Genomic DNA, 15231 nt, shown 5'->3' with positions numbered 1-15231 from the left:
CGCGGGCTTTGGCCAGCCTTTCCTGCGTGCGCGACACCAGGAATTCAGAAATCCGCCGAGCCGCGCGGGACAACGACCTGCGCGCATCAATCACGACCGAGATCGTCGGCGCAGCAAGACCCTTGTCCGCGAGCGGAAGAAACAACAGCTCTCCACGCGCCAATTCCGAAAGCGCATCCAGCATCCCGGTGGCCAGACTATCCATCACCGCGAGCCACTTCGCATCGGAGTTCCAGCGCCGCGCCAGCACAACCACCGCTTCGCCGGCGGCCGAAGGCCGCATCCCCCACGGAAGGCGTGCGAAAAGGAAATCATGTCTTTTTCTATAAGACACAGCAGGCTGCTCGCCTTTGGACACAACGAACCATTGGCACATCTGAGACGCGTCTTCAGTCAGGTTGCGCTTCGCTTAGGACTTTCCGCGCCACCCTGAAGCACTCAAGTGCTTGAGGAACACCACAGTAGATACCGATGACATGTATGATCGCACGAAGCTCATCTTGGGTGACGCCGTTGGTCAGTGCGCCACGGCAGTGGGTTTCCCACTCGGTCATTTTGCCCAAGGCCCCGATCATCGACAGATTCATCATGGACCGGGTTTTGGCGTCGATCACATTGTCACCCCATCCGAACCCCCAGCACCATGCCGTCATTGCCTCTTGGAACGGACGGGTAAAGTCATCTGCAGCGGCAAGGTTATTCTCCACATATTCTGCACCCAGAGTGGCTTTGCGCTGCTCTAGGCCCTTCAGAAACAGATCTTCGTCGAATGCACTCATGAATTATCCCTTCAACCTGACGGCGACGTTCTTGGTTTGCACGTAATTCCAAAGCGCCTCGCGCCCCTTTTCCCGGCCATAGCCGGATTTGCCGTAGCCACCAAAGGGCGTCTCGACGCCGCCTGCATACCATTCGTTGACAAAAACCTGCCCCGCTCGCAAGTGCCGCGCGGCACGGGTGGCGCGATCCAGATCGGCAGTAAAGACACCCGCGACCAACCCATAATCCGTGCTGTTGGCGATTTCGATCGCCTCCGTATCATTGCGGAACGGCATCACTGACAGGACGGGGCCAAAGACTTCTTGCTGCGCGATGTCCATGTCCGGTGTGACCGACAGCACCGTAGGCTCCATGAAAGCACCTTGGCGGTTCAACGCGTGGCCACCCGTGATCAACCCTGCATGTTGCGCTTGGGCTGTTTTGACCATTTCAAGCGCGCGATCGCGTTGTGCTTCTGACACCATGGCCCCCATGTTGGCGCCGAATTCACTGCGCTCGATACCAGGGCCGACCGATAAGCTGCGAGCTATGCGCTCTGCGCGCTCGAGCATTTCGGCGTGGCGGCTTTCATGCACAATCACGCGGGACATCGCGGAACAGACTTGGCCTGCGTTGAAATAGATGCCCCATCTGATATCAGTCTCAAACGCGTCCAGGTCGGCATCTTCATGGACAATCGCGGCTGATTTGCCGCCCAGCTCCAACACGCAAGGCACCACGTTTCCAGCAGCCGCCGTAGCAATGGCGATGCCTGTCTGAACAGACCCGGTAAAGACTATCTGGTTCACTTGGGGGTGCGCCGACAGGGCTGCGCCTGCCTCCTGCCCCAATCCGCACAGGATATTGACCGCACCGTGGGGCAAGCCCACCGCCTCGGCGGCATGAGCGAACCATGCGTTGGTCAGCGGCGTCAACTCGGGCGTTTTGATCACGCAGGCATTTCCTGTAGCGAGCGCCGCCGACAGGGATCGCGCTGTCATCTCAAGCGGATAGTTCCACGGGATGATCTGGGCTGAAACACCAAGCGGCTCATGTTCTGTCCAGTCGAAATAGCCCGCACCCAGTGGAATCGAGCGCCCCTCGACCGTACTGGCCTGATTGCCGTAGTATTCGAAGTAAAGTGCTGCACCTTCGACCTCGATCACGCTTTCCCAAAGCGGTTTGCCCTGCTCCAGCGTGAGAACACGGGCGATCTCGTCCTTGTGCTCCAACAGATAGCGGCCCATGGCCTGCACCAGACGGCCCCGTTCGATGGGGCGCATATCGCGCAATGCGCCCGAAAGATGGACCCGCCGCGCCGCCTGCACGGCCTGGTCCACGTCGGTGGCATTGGCAAGGGCCTGAGCAGCGAGAACCGTGCCTGTTGCAGGATCAAGTACGTCAATGCGCCCTGCCCCACCGTCGCACCAAGCGCCGTCGATGTAGTTCTTCCAGTAGGGTTGGATCTCAGCCATCGATCGCCTCGCGCATCCAGCGTTGCAAATGCAGGATGGAGTGCTCGGAATTCACGCCACATTTTGGATCAACGACCAATGGCCCCGGCACATACCCACGGGACCTGAGTCCGCGCTGCACGCTTTCGACCAGATGAATATCTTCCTCGACAGTGGTGGCGCGGTCCTGCTGCGCCATGCGCCGCACGGTTTCATCATCATACCCGCCGACCGAATACCAGCCGCGCCAGACCACGACGTGATCGGCATCTATGGCGCGCCAGTGGTAGGTGTTCAAAAGGTTGCCGGGGTAGACCTGAAACGAGAACATCGGCCAGAGGAACCAGCTGGAATATTTGTCGTTATTTGCGAACCCGCTGTTGATATCATAGCTCATCTGATCAAGCGGGCCGGACTCAGTCGTGTGGCGCAGGCAATAACCCTGCGGCTGGATATCATAGGTTTCGGGCTTGATCACACCAGTCGAAAAGGTTGGGTGGTTCAGGCTGCAGTGATAACACTCGGAATAGTTCTCGACCGAGACTTTCCAGTTGCAGTTCTCAGGGATCTCCACCCATTCAAGCGGCTTCAATTCCGCCCAATGCGGCACAAAGCTCTCCATCTCGGACCGGGCATTGGGAAACCACACATCCATGGGCGCGGCGTCAGGATCAAGGTTGACAAAGACAAAGCCCAGAAAGACCTCCGTCCGTATTTCGGTCAGGCAGATCTTTGATTTATCGAAGCCTTCTACAGACTTGGTGTTGGGCGCCGCACGCAGCCCTCCCGTCAACTCGTAAGTCCAGGCGTGATACGGGCAGACGACAACGCGGGTGCTGCCTGCGCCGCTGACCAGTTGATGGGCGCGATGCTGGCAGACGTTGTAGAAAGTACGGATGATCCCGTCGCGGCCCTTGATGCAAAACAGGCTTTCATCCGCAATCTCGAAGGCAAAGTAATCGCCCGGGTTTGCCAATTGGCTGGCATGACCCGCAAATTGCCAAGTGCGGGCCAGAACGCCAGTTTTCTCAGCGAGAAAAACCATGGGGTCGGTATAGTACCGTGCATCAAGCGACCGGACCGGCTCACTCACCGTGTTCATTCCGATTCCTCCACGTAAATGCCAAGCTGGTGGCGGCGATGGTGAAATTTCTCGACCCGCTCAACGATTTCATCTGATGCCACCGCGATTACGAAGCTCAGTAAGGTTTCCAGCAGGGCAATCGTTGAAACCGAGGAGGGGAAGAACTGCGGTGTGTCCACGGCGACGACAAAGCCGTGGTCGGCGGCGCGGATGATCGGGCTGGCGGGGCTGTCGGAAAGGCCGATGATGGTCATGCCCTGTTCGCGCGCGACCTCAATTGCGGCCACCACCTCGGTCCGGTAGGGGCGCATGGACATGGCGATCAGTACGTCGCGGCTATCGGCCCAAGCCAAATCATCCGTCGGGGTCGAACCGGGACGCGGGATGGCGTGGAACTGAACCATGCCTGTCGAGGCAAGATAGGTGAAGTTGCGCGCATTCGCATTGTTCACACCCACACCCAGCGTAAAGACCTGCCGGCTGGCCCAGATCGCTTCTGCGGCGGCTTTCAGCGCCTGTGCATCAATGCCCGCGAATGTCTCTTCAAGGTTGCGGATCGCACCTTCGACCATATCGGCATAAAGACCGCCTAAATCGCCCGACTTGCGAATGTCCTGCAACCAGCGCGCCCTGTCAGGAAAGCTGACCGCACCGTTGCGGATTGCTTCGCGGAACGGCGCGCGGAAATCTTCATAGCCTTCAAAGCCGACCTGCCGTGCCATCCGCACAAAGGTGTTGGGCTTTACCTTGGCGGCCTCAGCAATCTCGCGCACCGTCGAAACCCCAACGTCATTGGGGTTTTCCAACACGTAGCGCGCGGCTTTCTGCGCTTCGGGCGTCAAGGCGTCCCATTCTTCGGTGAGGCGCTCCAAAACTCTGTGTGATACATTTGTGCCATTCATGATTGACATTGGTACACACGTCCACTTAGCCTGTCCACATGTTTTGCGACTCCTGAACAAAGGAAACGACCATGTCGGATAAGCACTTCCCCAGCCACGCTCGCGTGGTCATCGTTGGCGGCGGCGTCATGGGGGTTGGGCTTGCCTATCACCTCGCACACGAGGGCTGGGGCCCAGATGTGGTGCTGCTGGAAAAGGCCGAACTGACCTCGGGCAGCACGTGGCACGCGGCGGGGCAGATTACACATTCCACCTCAAGCTTCAGCCTTGGCAAATGCGTGGATTACAACATTGGGCTCTATTCCGGCGCGCTCGAGGCCGAGACAGGACAAGCCGTGACATGGCATGGCTGCGGATCATTCCGGCTGGCTTATACCGAAGATGAAATGGACTGGCTTCGCCACACGCTGTCAGTCGGGCGCACGCTGGGATTCAACATCGAACTGGTTGGCCCGGATCGGATCGCCGAACTTCATCCGTTCTATAATCTCGACGGCGTTCTGGGCGCATTGCACACGCCGGACGATGGGCATGTCGACCCGACCAATGTCACAATGGCGATGGCAGCGGGTGCACGGGCCAAGGGCGCGCGGATCATCCGCCGTTGCCGGGCCACAAACATCACTCAAGCTGAAAATGGCGAATGGGTGGTCGAGACCGAACAAGGCACCATCACCTGCGAACACGTCGTCAACGCGGGCGGCACCTATGCGCGGCAGATGGGTGAATGGTCGGGCCTGCAGCTCCCGATGACCTCTATGACACACCATTATTTCGTCACCGAGGAAGTGCCGGAATTCCGCGATCTGGAGCGCGAGTTGCCCGTGATCCGCGATGACCGCAAGGTGTCGGGATATATTCGCATGGAGCAGAAGAAGGGCCTGATCGGGATTTACGAAAAGGCCAATCCCAACACTGTGTGGGAGGATCACTGCCCATGGGAGGCCGAGAACGAATTGTTTGCCGCCGATTATGACCGCGTCATGCCTTGGCTGGAGGAGTCTCTCAATCGCATGCCGATCTTTGCGGATCTCGGGATCAGCCGCGATGTGCACGGCGCCATCAGCCATCCGCCCGATGGAAACCCCTTGATCGGTCCTGCGCCCGGCGTGCGCAATTATTGGTGCTGCTGTGGCACGCAGATCGGCATTGGCTGGGGGCCGGGTTTGACCCGTGAACTGGCGCGATGGATCGTGCACGGCGCGGCAGATATCTCGATGCGCGACTATGACCCGCGCCGCTTTGGCAGCTATGCCGACAAAGACTGGCAGGTCATCAAAGCCAAAGAAGACTACTGCTTGCGCCACGAGATCCCGTTCCCGCATTTCAACCGTCTGGACGGTCGACCGATCAAACCCTCTCCGTTGCACGATGTGCTCAAAGCCAAGGGCGCGGTGCACGAAGAGGTCTACGGTTTTGAACGCCCCCGCTGGTTTGCCCAAGATGGCGTTGCTCAGAAAGACCATTATTCCTTCCGCCGTACGGCAGTCGACGATCTGGTCGCAGCCGAGGTCAAGGCTGTCCGAGAACGCGTCGGTATCATGGATGTAACTGCCTTTACTAAGGTTGTTGTCGAAGGCCCCGATGCCTATGCCTTGCTCGACAGGCTGACCGCGAACCGGATGCCACAGAAAGTCGGTAGCATTACTTTGACCCACATGCTCAACCGCCGGGGTCGGATCGAATTGGAGACGACGATTGTACGAATGGCCGAAGACAGGTTCTACCTTGTCTGTGCGGCCTTTTTTGAACAGCGCCTGCTGGATCATTTGCACCATCAGCGGAACGGCGAGGATGTGACCATCGCCACCCTTTCAAGTAGTTGGGGGGCTTTGTCCCTGAACGGGCCAAAATCGCGCGATGTACTTGCGGCCTGCACTTCGGCAGCACTGGACAACGCAGCCTTTCGTTGGCTTTCCGCGCAGGAGATCACATTAGCCGGTCACAAAATCTGGGCCTTCCGCATGTCCTACGCGGGTGAATTGGGTTGGGAATTGCACATGCCCTTGGTCGCAATGGTCGACGTCTACACTGCTCTTTGGTCTGCTGGAAAGCGACACGGCATCGCCGACTACGGCAGTTTTGCTATGAACGTTCTGCGCATGGAAAAGGGGTTCAAGGGCGCGGGCGAGTTGACCAATGAGGTCACCCTGGCCGAAGCCGATGTGCTGCGCTTTGCCCGCACCGACAAGGACTATCTTGGTCGTGACAAGACCCTGAACACCGACATGGCATGGGTCTGCGCCTATCTTGAGATTGACCCCGACGGCCAGATTGATGGTCACGGCGGCGAGGCGATCTTGCTGGACGGCGAGGTTGTAGGGTCAACCGCCTCGGTCGCCTACAGCCCGACTGTCGGCAAAATCCTCGCCTTCGCTTACATAAAACCTCGTGCCGCCGCTCCCGGCATCGCGCTTGAGGTTATCATCCACGGCAAACCCCGCACCGCCCGCGTGCTTGGCGAACCGGCCTATGATCCGCAAAGCCTATTGCCCCGCGCCGATGCAGTTCGCGAGCCCGCCGAATGAACCGGAACGCCGCTCCTTTTTTGACCCTGGTCGGGATTGGACAGCGCATCACGCGCTTGCGTCTTTGGCATGTGCCGCTGACCAGCCACACCGCCTACTACATGGCCGAAGGCAAGACCTGTGACGCGGTCGAAGCGGTTGTCATCGCGATCGAGACCGATGCTGGTTTGACAGGCTGGGGCGAGGTCTGTCCGATCCCGCATTACCTGCCCGCCTATGCGCGTGGCGTGGTACCGGCCTTGCAGGAACTCGCGCCCGTCATCCTTGGCGGTGATCCTGTCGGTGCGGAAGCCCTCATGGCCAAGGCGGATGCATTTTTACCCGGACATGTCTACGCGAAATCCGCGCTGGACATCGCGCTGTGGGACATTACCGGGCAAGTTGCAGGGCTGCCGATTCATGCCCTTATGGGGGGGCGTCGGCAAGACACGCTACCGCTTTACCACTCCATTACCTGCGTAGAGCCGCAAGAGATGGCCCGCATTGCCCGCGATGCACAGGCGCAAGGGATCACCCAGTTTCAGGCCAAGCTGGGCGCGTCCGGCGACTGGCAAACCGATGTTGAGCGGCTGGCAAAGGTACGCGAGGCTGTCGGCCCCGGCCCGCTGGTCTATGGAGACTGGAACTGCGGCGCGACCACGCTGGACGCAATCCGCGTCGGGCGTGCAGCCGCGCATCTGGATGTGATGCTGGAACAGCCCTGCGCCACTCTGGAAGAGTGCGCGCAGGTGCGATCGGCCACCAGCCTGCCGATGAAGCTGGACGAAGTGGCGCATGACACGGCCACGCTGCTCGCCGCGCATCGCCTCGGCATAATGGATGCGGTTGCGCTGAAACTGTCGAAGTTTGGCGGGCTGTCGTCGACGCGCCGCGCGCGCGACCTGTGCCTGCACCTTGGGGCGAAGATGTGCATCGAATGCACCTGGGGCAGCGATATCGTGACAGCAGCTGCGCTGCATCTGGGGGCCGCAACCCCTCCCTCTCGCGTTCTGAACGTCTGCGATCTGTCGGGCTATGTCAGCCCGCGCAACGCGCCGGATGCACCAACGCGGGCGGCTGGCCGCATCGCGCCGCCCGATGGCCCAGGCCTCGGCATTACCGTTGATCAAGAGCGCCTCGGCACACCCGACTTGATACTGGATTGAGAACATGAACCGCATTCACTCCCAAACCGATTGGATCGCCCGCGCCCGCGAGGTGCTTCCCGCCGCCGGTTTTGGCAATTTCGACGCTGGCATCGTGATTGCCCGCGGTGAGGGCAGCCACGTCTGGGACGAGGACAGTAAGCAATACATCGACTATCTCATCGGGTCCGGCCCGATGTTGTTGGGTCACGGCCACCCCGAAGTGATGGAGGCGGTGCTGGAGCAGTTGCCCAAGGGCATGACGTTCTTCGCCAACAACGCGCGGGGGATCGAACTGGCCGAAGCTATCGTTGAGGCTGTGCCCTGTTGTGAACAGGTCCGCTTTGTCACGTCCGGCGGCGAGGCGGACATGTACGCCATCCGCTTGGCGCGCGCCTATACCGGCAAGACCAAGATCCTGAAATTCGAGGGCGGCTACCATGGCATGAGCGCCGAGGCACAGATGAGCCTTGCCCCTACGCGGCAGTTGAATTTTCCCACCGCTGTGCCTGACAGCGCGGGCATCCCTCAAGGCGTGGCCGACGAGATGCTGATCGCGCCGTTCAACGATCTGGATGCTGTTGCATCCCTTCTGGCCGAACACAACGATATTGCCGCCATCATTGCGGAACCTCTGCAGCGGATCATTCCCGCACAGCCCGGTTTCCTGCAAGGCCTGCGCGATCTGTGCGACAAACACCATGTGCTGTTGATCTTCGACGAGATCGTCACCGGCTTTCGATTGGCCTATGGCGGCGCACAGGAACGCTATGGCGTGACACCCGACATCTGCACGCTTGGCAAAATCATCGGTGGTGGCTTTCCTCTGGCAGCTCTTGGGGCAAGCACCGAGATCATGGCGCATTTTGACAAGGACATTGTCGGCACAGAGAAATGGTTGATGCAACTTGGCACCCTTTCGGGAAATCCAATAGCAGCAGCGGCTGGTCTGAAAACCATGGAAATCCTAAGACGCCCCGGCCAATACGACAAACTGCGCGCTTTGGGGCAAAACCTCATGGACATGCAACGCGCAGCCTTGAACAAGGCAGGCATCGCACACCAAATCTGCGGCGATCCAACCTTGTTTGATCTCTACTTCACACCGTCTGCGGTTAGCGATTATCGCAGCGCCAAACATCGCAACCCGCAAGACAACGTGAACTGGAATGCAAGCCTGAGGGATCAGGGCATCTTCAAATCACCTGGCAAACTATACCCGTCGCTGTCCCTAAGCGAGGCTGATCTGGAAAGAACAGGTCAGGCGTTCAATTTTGCGGCGACGCGCCTTGCGAAGCACCAAGAAGACGCAGCTTAGCGATCTTTGTCTTACCTGGTATGCGGATCGCAATCAGGCGCACGCTGGCCTCGAGAACTAGATGATTTGATCCGGCACAAGGCAATATGGGCATGATCGAATTGGACAATGGCGCAGACACAAAGATCCGTAGCGAGGTAAGATGGCGCCGTAACACCAACCTCGGGCAACGAGTGATCTGAAGCATCTTATCTGAGCAAAGCTGGAATGACTCCTGCGATTGATTTCAGGATTTCCAATCCCGGCGTCATTGCGAACTCCAGCGAAGTGCGAGTGCACACGGATGAGTGCGGTTTCAGTTCCCTGCCCTTCAAAACACCCTCGGTGACAGGCCTGTTTGGAACCATGTCACGAAGTTGAGGATCGAAAAGACCGGCAAACCCGTCGCCACCCGGATTGCCGGTGCGTATGGCCCCATGTTGGTGCATTCAAGCACCAAGGCACCAACATCCGGGTTGCTTGCAACAAGTTGCCGGGCTGCATCGACATTGTCTGCTTCAGCGGCGGCCACGTCCAACTCGGGTTCATTGCCCAGAATGGCGCGGGTGAATTCGCGGCCACCTTCTGTGCTGCCAATCGGTGTATCAAGCGGTACACCGGCTGCGATCAGATGGGCGGGGGTCAAAGAACTGCCAGAGATCGTCAGGATCCCGGCTTTTTTCCCCGGTGGAAGAAGGGCATTCACCATCGCGGTTTGCATCAGGGATGACGTTGCCACGGGCACGCCTACGGCTTTTGCGATATCGTGCTGAAATACCGACAGGAAACCGCAATTCGTGGTGATCCCGTCCACACCATCCGCGACCAGTTCTTGCGCAGCCGTAATGAAATCCGGCAAAAGGCCTTCGGCGTTCCGACGCACGACTTTGTCTGGCGACGCACCGCGCACGATCTTGTAGTGCACGGGAAAGTCCCAGCTCGTCGCGTTCCCCATGTCACCGGGAATGCGGGGAAACCGCGCTTCGAGCATAAGAATACCCACCGCCGCGCCGTAAATCGCCTTGCCACCTTGCGCCTTCATGCGTCTATCCTGTCCTGCGTTTCGTCTATTGCGATCTTCTCCATCTGGGGAATGATCTGATCAAGAAATTCCTGCCCGACAACAGAAATCGGTCGATCGCGCCGGGTCACGATAACGATGTCGAGATGGACCGTCGGCTCCAATCGTCGGAGCACATATCCCTGCCCGTCATCGCTGGCCAGTGTGAACGGGTCAATCATTGCAGCGCCCAGTCCCTGTTTCACTAGGTTCAAAGCATTTCGAAACAGGTCGGTATGGCCTCGCACCCTGAAATGCGCCCCGTTCGAATGAAAGGCCTCGCGGGTGCGGCGTGTGACCATGTGATCGGCACCCATGATGATGAACGGATAGTCGTCCAGCGCAGACGGTGTCACAGGGGCATCTTCGGCCAATCCGGCACCTTCTGGAATGGCACACAAGGTTTCAAAGGTGAACCGGCGCTCTTCCAAGCCTTCATGCAGGATGGGTCGTTCACAGATACCGATCTCGTACAAACCGGCGGCCACCCATTCCTGAATCTTCCCGGAATATTGAGACTGAACAGCAAGGGTCAGGTTCGGTCGTTTTTCGCAGAACACTGCGATTTCGGCGGGGATAAATCCGAACGCCATGGCGTGGTTGGTTGCAACCTGCAACTGGCCCGCCGTGCGATTTTGCAAATCGGCCACCGCTTGGTTCACATGGTCCAGCCCCCGCACGATCGTATCAATCTCTTCAAACAAGACCGCCGCTTCGGGCGTCGGAACAAGGCGGCCCCGCCTGCGTTCGAAAAGTTTGAACTTGGTGCGCCGTTCCAGCTGCGACAACAAATTGCTGATAGCGGGTTGCGACACTCCAAGGTGTTCAGCGGCGGCCGTCACGGTGCCGCGCTCCATGATGGCGTGGAAGGCTTGAAACTGGCGAAACGGTGTCGACATACAATCATAGTATCAAGAAATATTATGAAGTCGCAAAATCTTTGTATTTGAAATGATGTTACCCTCAGGGCACCCTCGGTGAATTGGGGGATTTACGCGGATGAGCGACGCCGACCAGAAAATCACCGGCTTTGACCTGTGGTATCTTTCGCTACCCGTTGTCTCGGCCAGAGATCATGGGATTGGACGGGTCAACGGCACATGTGAAGTCGTTGTGCTGCGACTGACCTCAGAAGGTGGTGAAACCGGCTGGGGCGAAGCGTCCCCTTGGGTGGTGTTTACGGGTTCGCCCGAAGCAACCTTCGCCGCTTTGGATCGCTATATCCGACCATTGGTTTTAGGTCGCATCGTCGCGGACCGTGAAAAGATCATGCTGGATGCCGATAGGGCGGTGGCACATTGCACTGAGGCAAAGGCTGCACTGGATACGGCGCTTCTTGATCTTGCCGGGCGCATTTCAAATCAACCTGTCCACGCGCTTCTGGGTGGCAAATGTCGCGACACGATCCCGCTCTCAGTCTCATTGGCCAACCCTGACTTTGCGCAGGACCGCGCCCTACTGGACCGCTTGCGCCAAGACGGTGTCCGCATCGTAAAGCTCAAGACCGGTTTCAGGGACCATGCCTTTGATTTGATGCGCCTTGAGGCACTGGCACAAGATTATCCCGAATTCGCAGTCCGCGTGGACTTCAATCAGGGCTTGCCCTCCAAAGAGGCCTTGGCGCGGGTGCGCGACGTGGCGACGTTTCGACCGGACTTCATCGAACAGCCTGTGCGCGCGCCGCATTACGAACTCATGGCGCAAATCCGCGAGGCCATCGACGTGCCGCTTTTGGCGGACGAAAGCGTTTTTGGTCCCGAGGATATGTCACGCGCTGTACGTGAGGGCATTTGCGACGGGGTGTCGATCAAGCTAATGAAATCAGGTGGTTTTTCGCGGGCGCAGGCTGTTGCCAAAATGGCCGCCAGCCATGGTCTTGGCGTTTATGGCGGTGACATGTTCGAAGCCGGGATTGCACATCTTGCCGGCACGCACTTGATCGCCGCCACTCAGGCCATCGACTTGGGGTGCGAATTTTACCAGGCCCGATACTATCTGGCCGAGGATATCCTTGAGACGCCGTTTCCTTGCAAGGATGGCCACGTTCAGGTGCCTGACGCACCGGGGCTTGGCATCCGACCAGACATCGACAAGCTGGACCACTACAGCATCGCCAGAGGACGCGCCGCATGAGCGAGACGAAAACCATCGCCATCATTGGCGCGGGAATCGTGGGTGTGTCGACCGCCATCTGGCTGCAGCGTGACGGTCACAAGGTGATCCTGATTGACCGAGAGGGTCCGGCAGCAGGTGCCAGCCATGGCAATGGTGGTGTGCTTGCCAGCTGTTCCATCATCCCGGTTGCGGTGCCGGGCCTCTTGCGCAAGGCACCGGGCATGCTGCTCAGTCCCGATCAGCCACTGTTCATGAAATGGAGCTATCTGCCCAAGCTGATGCCTTGGCTGATTTCGTTTCTAAAGACGACCAACGAAACCGCGGTACGTCGGCGCGCGGCGGCTTTGGCCCCTATTATCGGCGACAGCCTCGCGGATCACCAAGCGCTTGCCGCAGGTACGGGGGCCGAAAAATGGATCGAGCCCAGCGACTACCTGTTTTTATACCGCGACCGTGCGCATTACGACAGCGATGCCCTTGGTTGGTCCGTGCGCAAAGAACACGGGTTTGCTTGGGAGATCCTCGAAGGCGAAGCGTTTCGCGCATACGATCCCATCTTCGCTCAGACCATTGGCCTTGCGGCGCGGGTGGGCGATCATGGCAGCATTCGCGATCCGGGTGCTTATGTCAAAGCACTTGCCGCCCATGCAGAGGCGCAAGGTGCCAAATTCATCCGCGCTGAAGTGACCGATTTCGTACGTGAAAACGGTCAAGTGACCGGCGTGCGGGCGGGCGGCGAAACAATAGCCTGCGATGCCGTTGCGCTGTGTACCGGAGCTTGGTCAAAGGTGCTTGCCTCCAAGCTTGGGCTGAAAGCACCTTTGGAAAGCGAACGCGGATATCATCTGGAACTATGGGAGCCATCGGTGATGCCCCGTGCCCCGGTCATGGTGGCTTCAGGGAAATTCGTCGCAACCCCAATGGAAGGCCGTTTGCGCCTTGCCGGAGTGGTCGAGTTCGGAGGGTTGGACGCACCTCCGTCACGCGCCCCGTTTGACTTGCTGGAACGCAACATCCGGGCCGCCATTCCGGGTATCACATGGAAGAAAACTGTCGAATGGATGGGCCACCGACCTTCTATGGCAGATTCAATTCCGGTGATTGGCGAAGTGCCGAATATTGCCGGTGCCTTCGTTGCGTTCGGGCATGATCATGTCGGGCTGACCGGAGGCCCCCGAACCGGAAGAATCGTGGCTCAACTGATGTCCAAGACCACGCCGAACATTGACCTGAGCCCCTATTCTCCCGCACGCTTCTCTGCGTGACGGGATCAAATCAAGAAACTGAACCAAACCACAGGGAGACCAAAAAATGAAAACGCTCATGAAGTTAACCGCAGGTGTCGCGCTGGCGACCACCGTGGCCGCTCCGGCCATGGCCGAGACATGGGATATGCCGATGGCGTATGCCGCCACGAACTTCCATTCGGAAGTCGGTGCGAATTTCGCCAAGTGCGTCACGGATGGAAGCGGCGGCGACCTCGAAGTTGTGACCCACCCATCTGGTTCGCTTTTCCCAGGCAACGAAATCAAGCGCGCAGTCCAAACCGGCCAAGCCGCTATCGGCGAACGCCTTTTGTCGGCCCATGAGAACGAGAACCCGCTCTACGGTGTGGATTCCATCCCGTTCCTTGTGTCCTCTTTTGATGAGCACGAAAAACTTTGGGAAATCGCAGGCCCGGCCGTTGCCGAGGTTCTGGCAGAAGACAACCTGCACTACCTCTATTCGGTGCCGTGGCCGCCGCAGGGCCTTTATTTCCGCGACCCGGTCAATTCCGTTGCGGATATGAACGGGGTCAAATTCCGGTCCTATTCAACCGCAACGGCGCGGTTGGCCGAACTCACAAGCATGATTCCGGTCCAGATCGAAGCCGCAGAAATCAGCCAGGCCTTCGCCACCGGTGTGGCCGACTCGATGATTTCGTCGGGTGCCACGGGCTATGACCGTAAGGTGTGGGAACATCTGAACCACTTCTACATCGTGGACGCATGGCTGCCGCGCAACGCTGTCTTTGTGAACATGGATTCGTGGAACGGTCTGGATGATGCGAGCAAGACCGTCATGAACGAGTGCGCCGCTGCTGCAAAAGCCGAAGGTCTTGCGCGGTCGAAGGATTACACCGACTTCACCCTGAACGGCCTGCGTGAGGGCGGCATGACGGTTGAGGCCGCCAGCGACACTCTTGTTGGCGAACTTCAGGCCATCGGTGCAACGATGACCGAAGAATGGCTGGCCGTTGCAGGCGATTCCGGGAAAGCCATTGTGGATGCCTACAAGGCCGGAAACTGACGAGAAATGAACGGGCCGGGGCAATCTTCTTTATAAAGGCGTTGCCTCGGCCCCTTTCAAACCTTTCACAGACAGGACCAAGACAATGGCGGCAGCGCGCGGGCTCAGACGTATTCTTGACACTCTCTATCTGGCAGGTGGGATCATCGCTGCGTTTTTCCTGGTCGCCATTCTGACAATCATTGTCTTGCAGATGCTGGCACGGTGGTCAGGTGTCACCTTTCCTGGTGCAACCGATTATGCCGGATACTGTATGGCGGCCGCGTCGTTCTTTGCGTTTGCCTATGCTCTGAACCACGGCGCGCACATTCGGGTGTCCATTGTTTTGAACTCCTTGGGGCGTATGCGGCGCTGGGGAGAGACCTTCTGCTTTGGCATCGGCACGCTGATCGCGACCTATTTTGCGTGGTACGCCGTTAAGGGCACATATGTGTCGTGGCGCTGGAACGAGATCAGCCAAGGCCTTGATAAAACCCCGATCTGGATTCCCCAGATTTCGATGTCGGTCGGTGCCATCCTTTTGGCCATCGCCTTCTGGGACCATCTGGTTCAACTCCTTTTTAAGGGCGAACACGGGATCAAATCCGATCTGCTTGAACAGAGCCACGCGGAGTAACGC

The 15231-nt window shown here is 58.6% G+C and carries 13 protein-coding genes and 1 pseudogene; 7 read left to right on the top strand and 7 right to left on the bottom strand.

Annotated elements, in window-relative coordinates; all coding sequences use genetic code 11:
- The 5 genes and pseudogenes from MCRY_RS23345 to MCRY_RS06680 all read right to left on the bottom strand — a co-directional run.
- A pseudogene (locus MCRY_RS23345) lies at nucleotides 1–283 on the bottom strand (hypothetical protein); the annotation flags it as partial.
- Between the two features lie 106 nt (nucleotides 284–389).
- A complete protein-coding gene (locus MCRY_RS06695) occupies nucleotides 390–779 on the bottom strand; it encodes a carboxymuconolactone decarboxylase family protein (RefSeq protein WP_085628712.1) in 390 nt (129 codons plus the stop codon).
- A gap of 3 nt (nucleotides 780–782) precedes the next feature.
- Nucleotides 783–2234, bottom strand: a complete 1452-nt coding sequence (locus tag MCRY_RS06690) for an aldehyde dehydrogenase family protein (RefSeq protein ID WP_085628711.1) — start codon at nucleotides 2232–2234, stop codon at nucleotides 783–785.
- A complete protein-coding gene (locus MCRY_RS06685; protein ID WP_085628710.1) occupies nucleotides 2227–3315 on the bottom strand; it encodes an aromatic ring-hydroxylating oxygenase subunit alpha in 1089 nt (362 codons plus the stop codon). The genes MCRY_RS06690 and MCRY_RS06685 overlap by 8 nt, the downstream gene beginning before the upstream one ends.
- The gene (locus MCRY_RS06680) at nucleotides 3312–4199 is read right to left on the bottom strand and encodes a MurR/RpiR family transcriptional regulator (protein ID WP_085628730.1); all 888 of its coding nucleotides are present in this window, start codon (nucleotides 4197–4199) and stop codon (nucleotides 3312–3314) included. Before MCRY_RS06680 ends, MCRY_RS06685 begins: the two co-directional genes overlap by 4 nt.
- 71 nt (nucleotides 4200–4270) lie before the next feature.
- On the opposite strand from MCRY_RS06680, the gene MCRY_RS06675 reads away from it, so the two are divergent.
- Genes MCRY_RS06675 through MCRY_RS06665 form a run of 3 tightly spaced genes read left to right on the top strand, consistent with a single transcriptional unit; the run spans nucleotide 4271 to nucleotide 9169 of the window.
- Entirely contained in the window at nucleotides 4271–6727 is a 2457-nt protein-coding gene (locus MCRY_RS06675; protein ID WP_085628709.1) for an FAD-dependent oxidoreductase, read from the top strand.
- Nucleotides 6724–7872, top strand: coding sequence for a mandelate racemase/muconate lactonizing enzyme family protein (locus MCRY_RS06670; RefSeq protein WP_085628708.1), 1149 nt, complete (start codon nucleotides 6724–6726; stop codon nucleotides 7870–7872). Before MCRY_RS06675 ends, MCRY_RS06670 begins: the two co-directional genes overlap by 4 nt.
- Nucleotides 7873–7876: 4 nt before the next feature.
- The gene (locus MCRY_RS06665; protein WP_085628707.1) at nucleotides 7877–9169 is read left to right on the top strand and encodes an aspartate aminotransferase family protein; all 1293 of its coding nucleotides are present in this window, start codon (nucleotides 7877–7879) and stop codon (nucleotides 9167–9169) included.
- A 310-nt stretch (nucleotides 9170–9479) separates the two neighbouring features.
- Here MCRY_RS06665 and MCRY_RS06660 read toward each other — a convergent pair whose 3' ends face one another.
- Nucleotides 9480–10190, bottom strand: coding sequence for an aspartate/glutamate racemase family protein (locus tag MCRY_RS06660; protein ID WP_085628706.1), 711 nt, complete (start codon nucleotides 10188–10190; stop codon nucleotides 9480–9482).
- Nucleotides 10187–11107 (bottom strand): LysR family transcriptional regulator, encoded by a 921-nt coding sequence (locus tag MCRY_RS06655; RefSeq protein ID WP_085628705.1) that lies wholly within the window; start codon nucleotides 11105–11107, stop codon nucleotides 10187–10189. The genes MCRY_RS06660 and MCRY_RS06655 overlap by 4 nt, the downstream gene beginning before the upstream one ends.
- A 100-nt stretch (nucleotides 11108–11207) precedes the next feature.
- Between MCRY_RS06655 and MCRY_RS06650 the strand changes: the two genes are divergently transcribed.
- The 4 genes from MCRY_RS06650 (at nucleotide 11208) to MCRY_RS06635 (ending at nucleotide 15228) form a co-directional block, all read left to right on the top strand.
- On the top strand, nucleotides 11208–12341 hold the full coding sequence (locus tag MCRY_RS06650; RefSeq protein WP_085628704.1) for an enolase C-terminal domain-like protein: 1134 nt from the start codon (nucleotides 11208–11210) through the stop codon (nucleotides 12339–12341).
- A complete protein-coding gene (locus MCRY_RS06645; RefSeq protein ID WP_085628703.1) occupies nucleotides 12338–13588 on the top strand; it encodes an NAD(P)/FAD-dependent oxidoreductase in 1251 nt (416 codons plus the stop codon). The genes MCRY_RS06650 and MCRY_RS06645 overlap by 4 nt, the downstream gene beginning before the upstream one ends.
- 46 nt (nucleotides 13589–13634) lie before the next feature.
- Complete coding sequence (locus MCRY_RS06640) at nucleotides 13635–14612, top strand: TRAP transporter substrate-binding protein (RefSeq protein WP_085628702.1); 978 nt, start codon at nucleotides 13635–13637, stop codon at nucleotides 14610–14612.
- 85 nt (nucleotides 14613–14697) lie between these two features.
- On the top strand, nucleotides 14698–15228 hold the full coding sequence (locus MCRY_RS06635) for a TRAP transporter small permease (protein WP_085628701.1): 531 nt from the start codon (nucleotides 14698–14700) through the stop codon (nucleotides 15226–15228).
- The last annotated feature ends 3 nt before the right edge of the window (nucleotides 15229–15231 follow it).

The sequence above is a fragment of the Marivita cryptomonadis genome (genome assembly GCF_002115725.1).
GTDB classification, from domain to species: Bacteria; Pseudomonadota; Alphaproteobacteria; order Rhodobacterales; family Rhodobacteraceae; genus Marivita; species Marivita cryptomonadis.
The sequence above is the reverse complement of the archived record's forward strand: the minus strand, read 5'-3'. Positions and strand labels throughout refer to the sequence as shown.

Bases quoted from the DNA above. Each gene is read 5' to 3' on its own strand.
- MCRY_RS06695 (WP_085628712.1), bottom strand. From the start codon at position 779: ATGAGTGCATTCGACGAAGATCTGTTTCTGAAGGGCCTAGAGCAGCGC.
- MCRY_RS06690 (WP_085628711.1), bottom strand. From the start codon at position 2,234: ATGGCTGAGATCCAACCCTACTGGAAGAACTACATCGACGGCGCTTGG.
- MCRY_RS06685 (WP_085628710.1), bottom strand. From the start codon at position 3,315: ATGAACACGGTGAGTGAGCCGGTCCGGTCGCTTGATGCACGGTACTAT.
- MCRY_RS06680 (WP_085628730.1), bottom strand. From the start codon at position 4,199: ATGAATGGCACAAATGTATCACACAGAGTTTTGGAGCGCCTCACCGAA.
- MCRY_RS06675 (WP_085628709.1), top strand. From the start codon at position 4,271: ATGTCGGATAAGCACTTCCCCAGCCACGCTCGCGTGGTCATCGTTGGC.
- MCRY_RS06670 (WP_085628708.1), top strand. From the start codon at position 6,724: ATGAACCGGAACGCCGCTCCTTTTTTGACCCTGGTCGGGATTGGACAG.
- MCRY_RS06665 (WP_085628707.1), top strand. From the start codon at position 7,877: ATGAACCGCATTCACTCCCAAACCGATTGGATCGCCCGCGCCCGCGAG.
- MCRY_RS06660 (WP_085628706.1), bottom strand. From the start codon at position 10,190: ATGAAGGCGCAAGGTGGCAAGGCGATTTACGGCGCGGCGGTGGGTATT.
- MCRY_RS06655 (WP_085628705.1), bottom strand. From the start codon at position 11,107: ATGTCGACACCGTTTCGCCAGTTTCAAGCCTTCCACGCCATCATGGAG.
- MCRY_RS06650 (WP_085628704.1), top strand. From the start codon at position 11,208: ATGAGCGACGCCGACCAGAAAATCACCGGCTTTGACCTGTGGTATCTT.
- MCRY_RS06645 (WP_085628703.1), top strand. From the start codon at position 12,338: ATGAGCGAGACGAAAACCATCGCCATCATTGGCGCGGGAATCGTGGGT.
- MCRY_RS06640 (WP_085628702.1), top strand. From the start codon at position 13,635: ATGAAAACGCTCATGAAGTTAACCGCAGGTGTCGCGCTGGCGACCACC.
- MCRY_RS06635 (WP_085628701.1), top strand. From the start codon at position 14,698: ATGGCGGCAGCGCGCGGGCTCAGACGTATTCTTGACACTCTCTATCTG.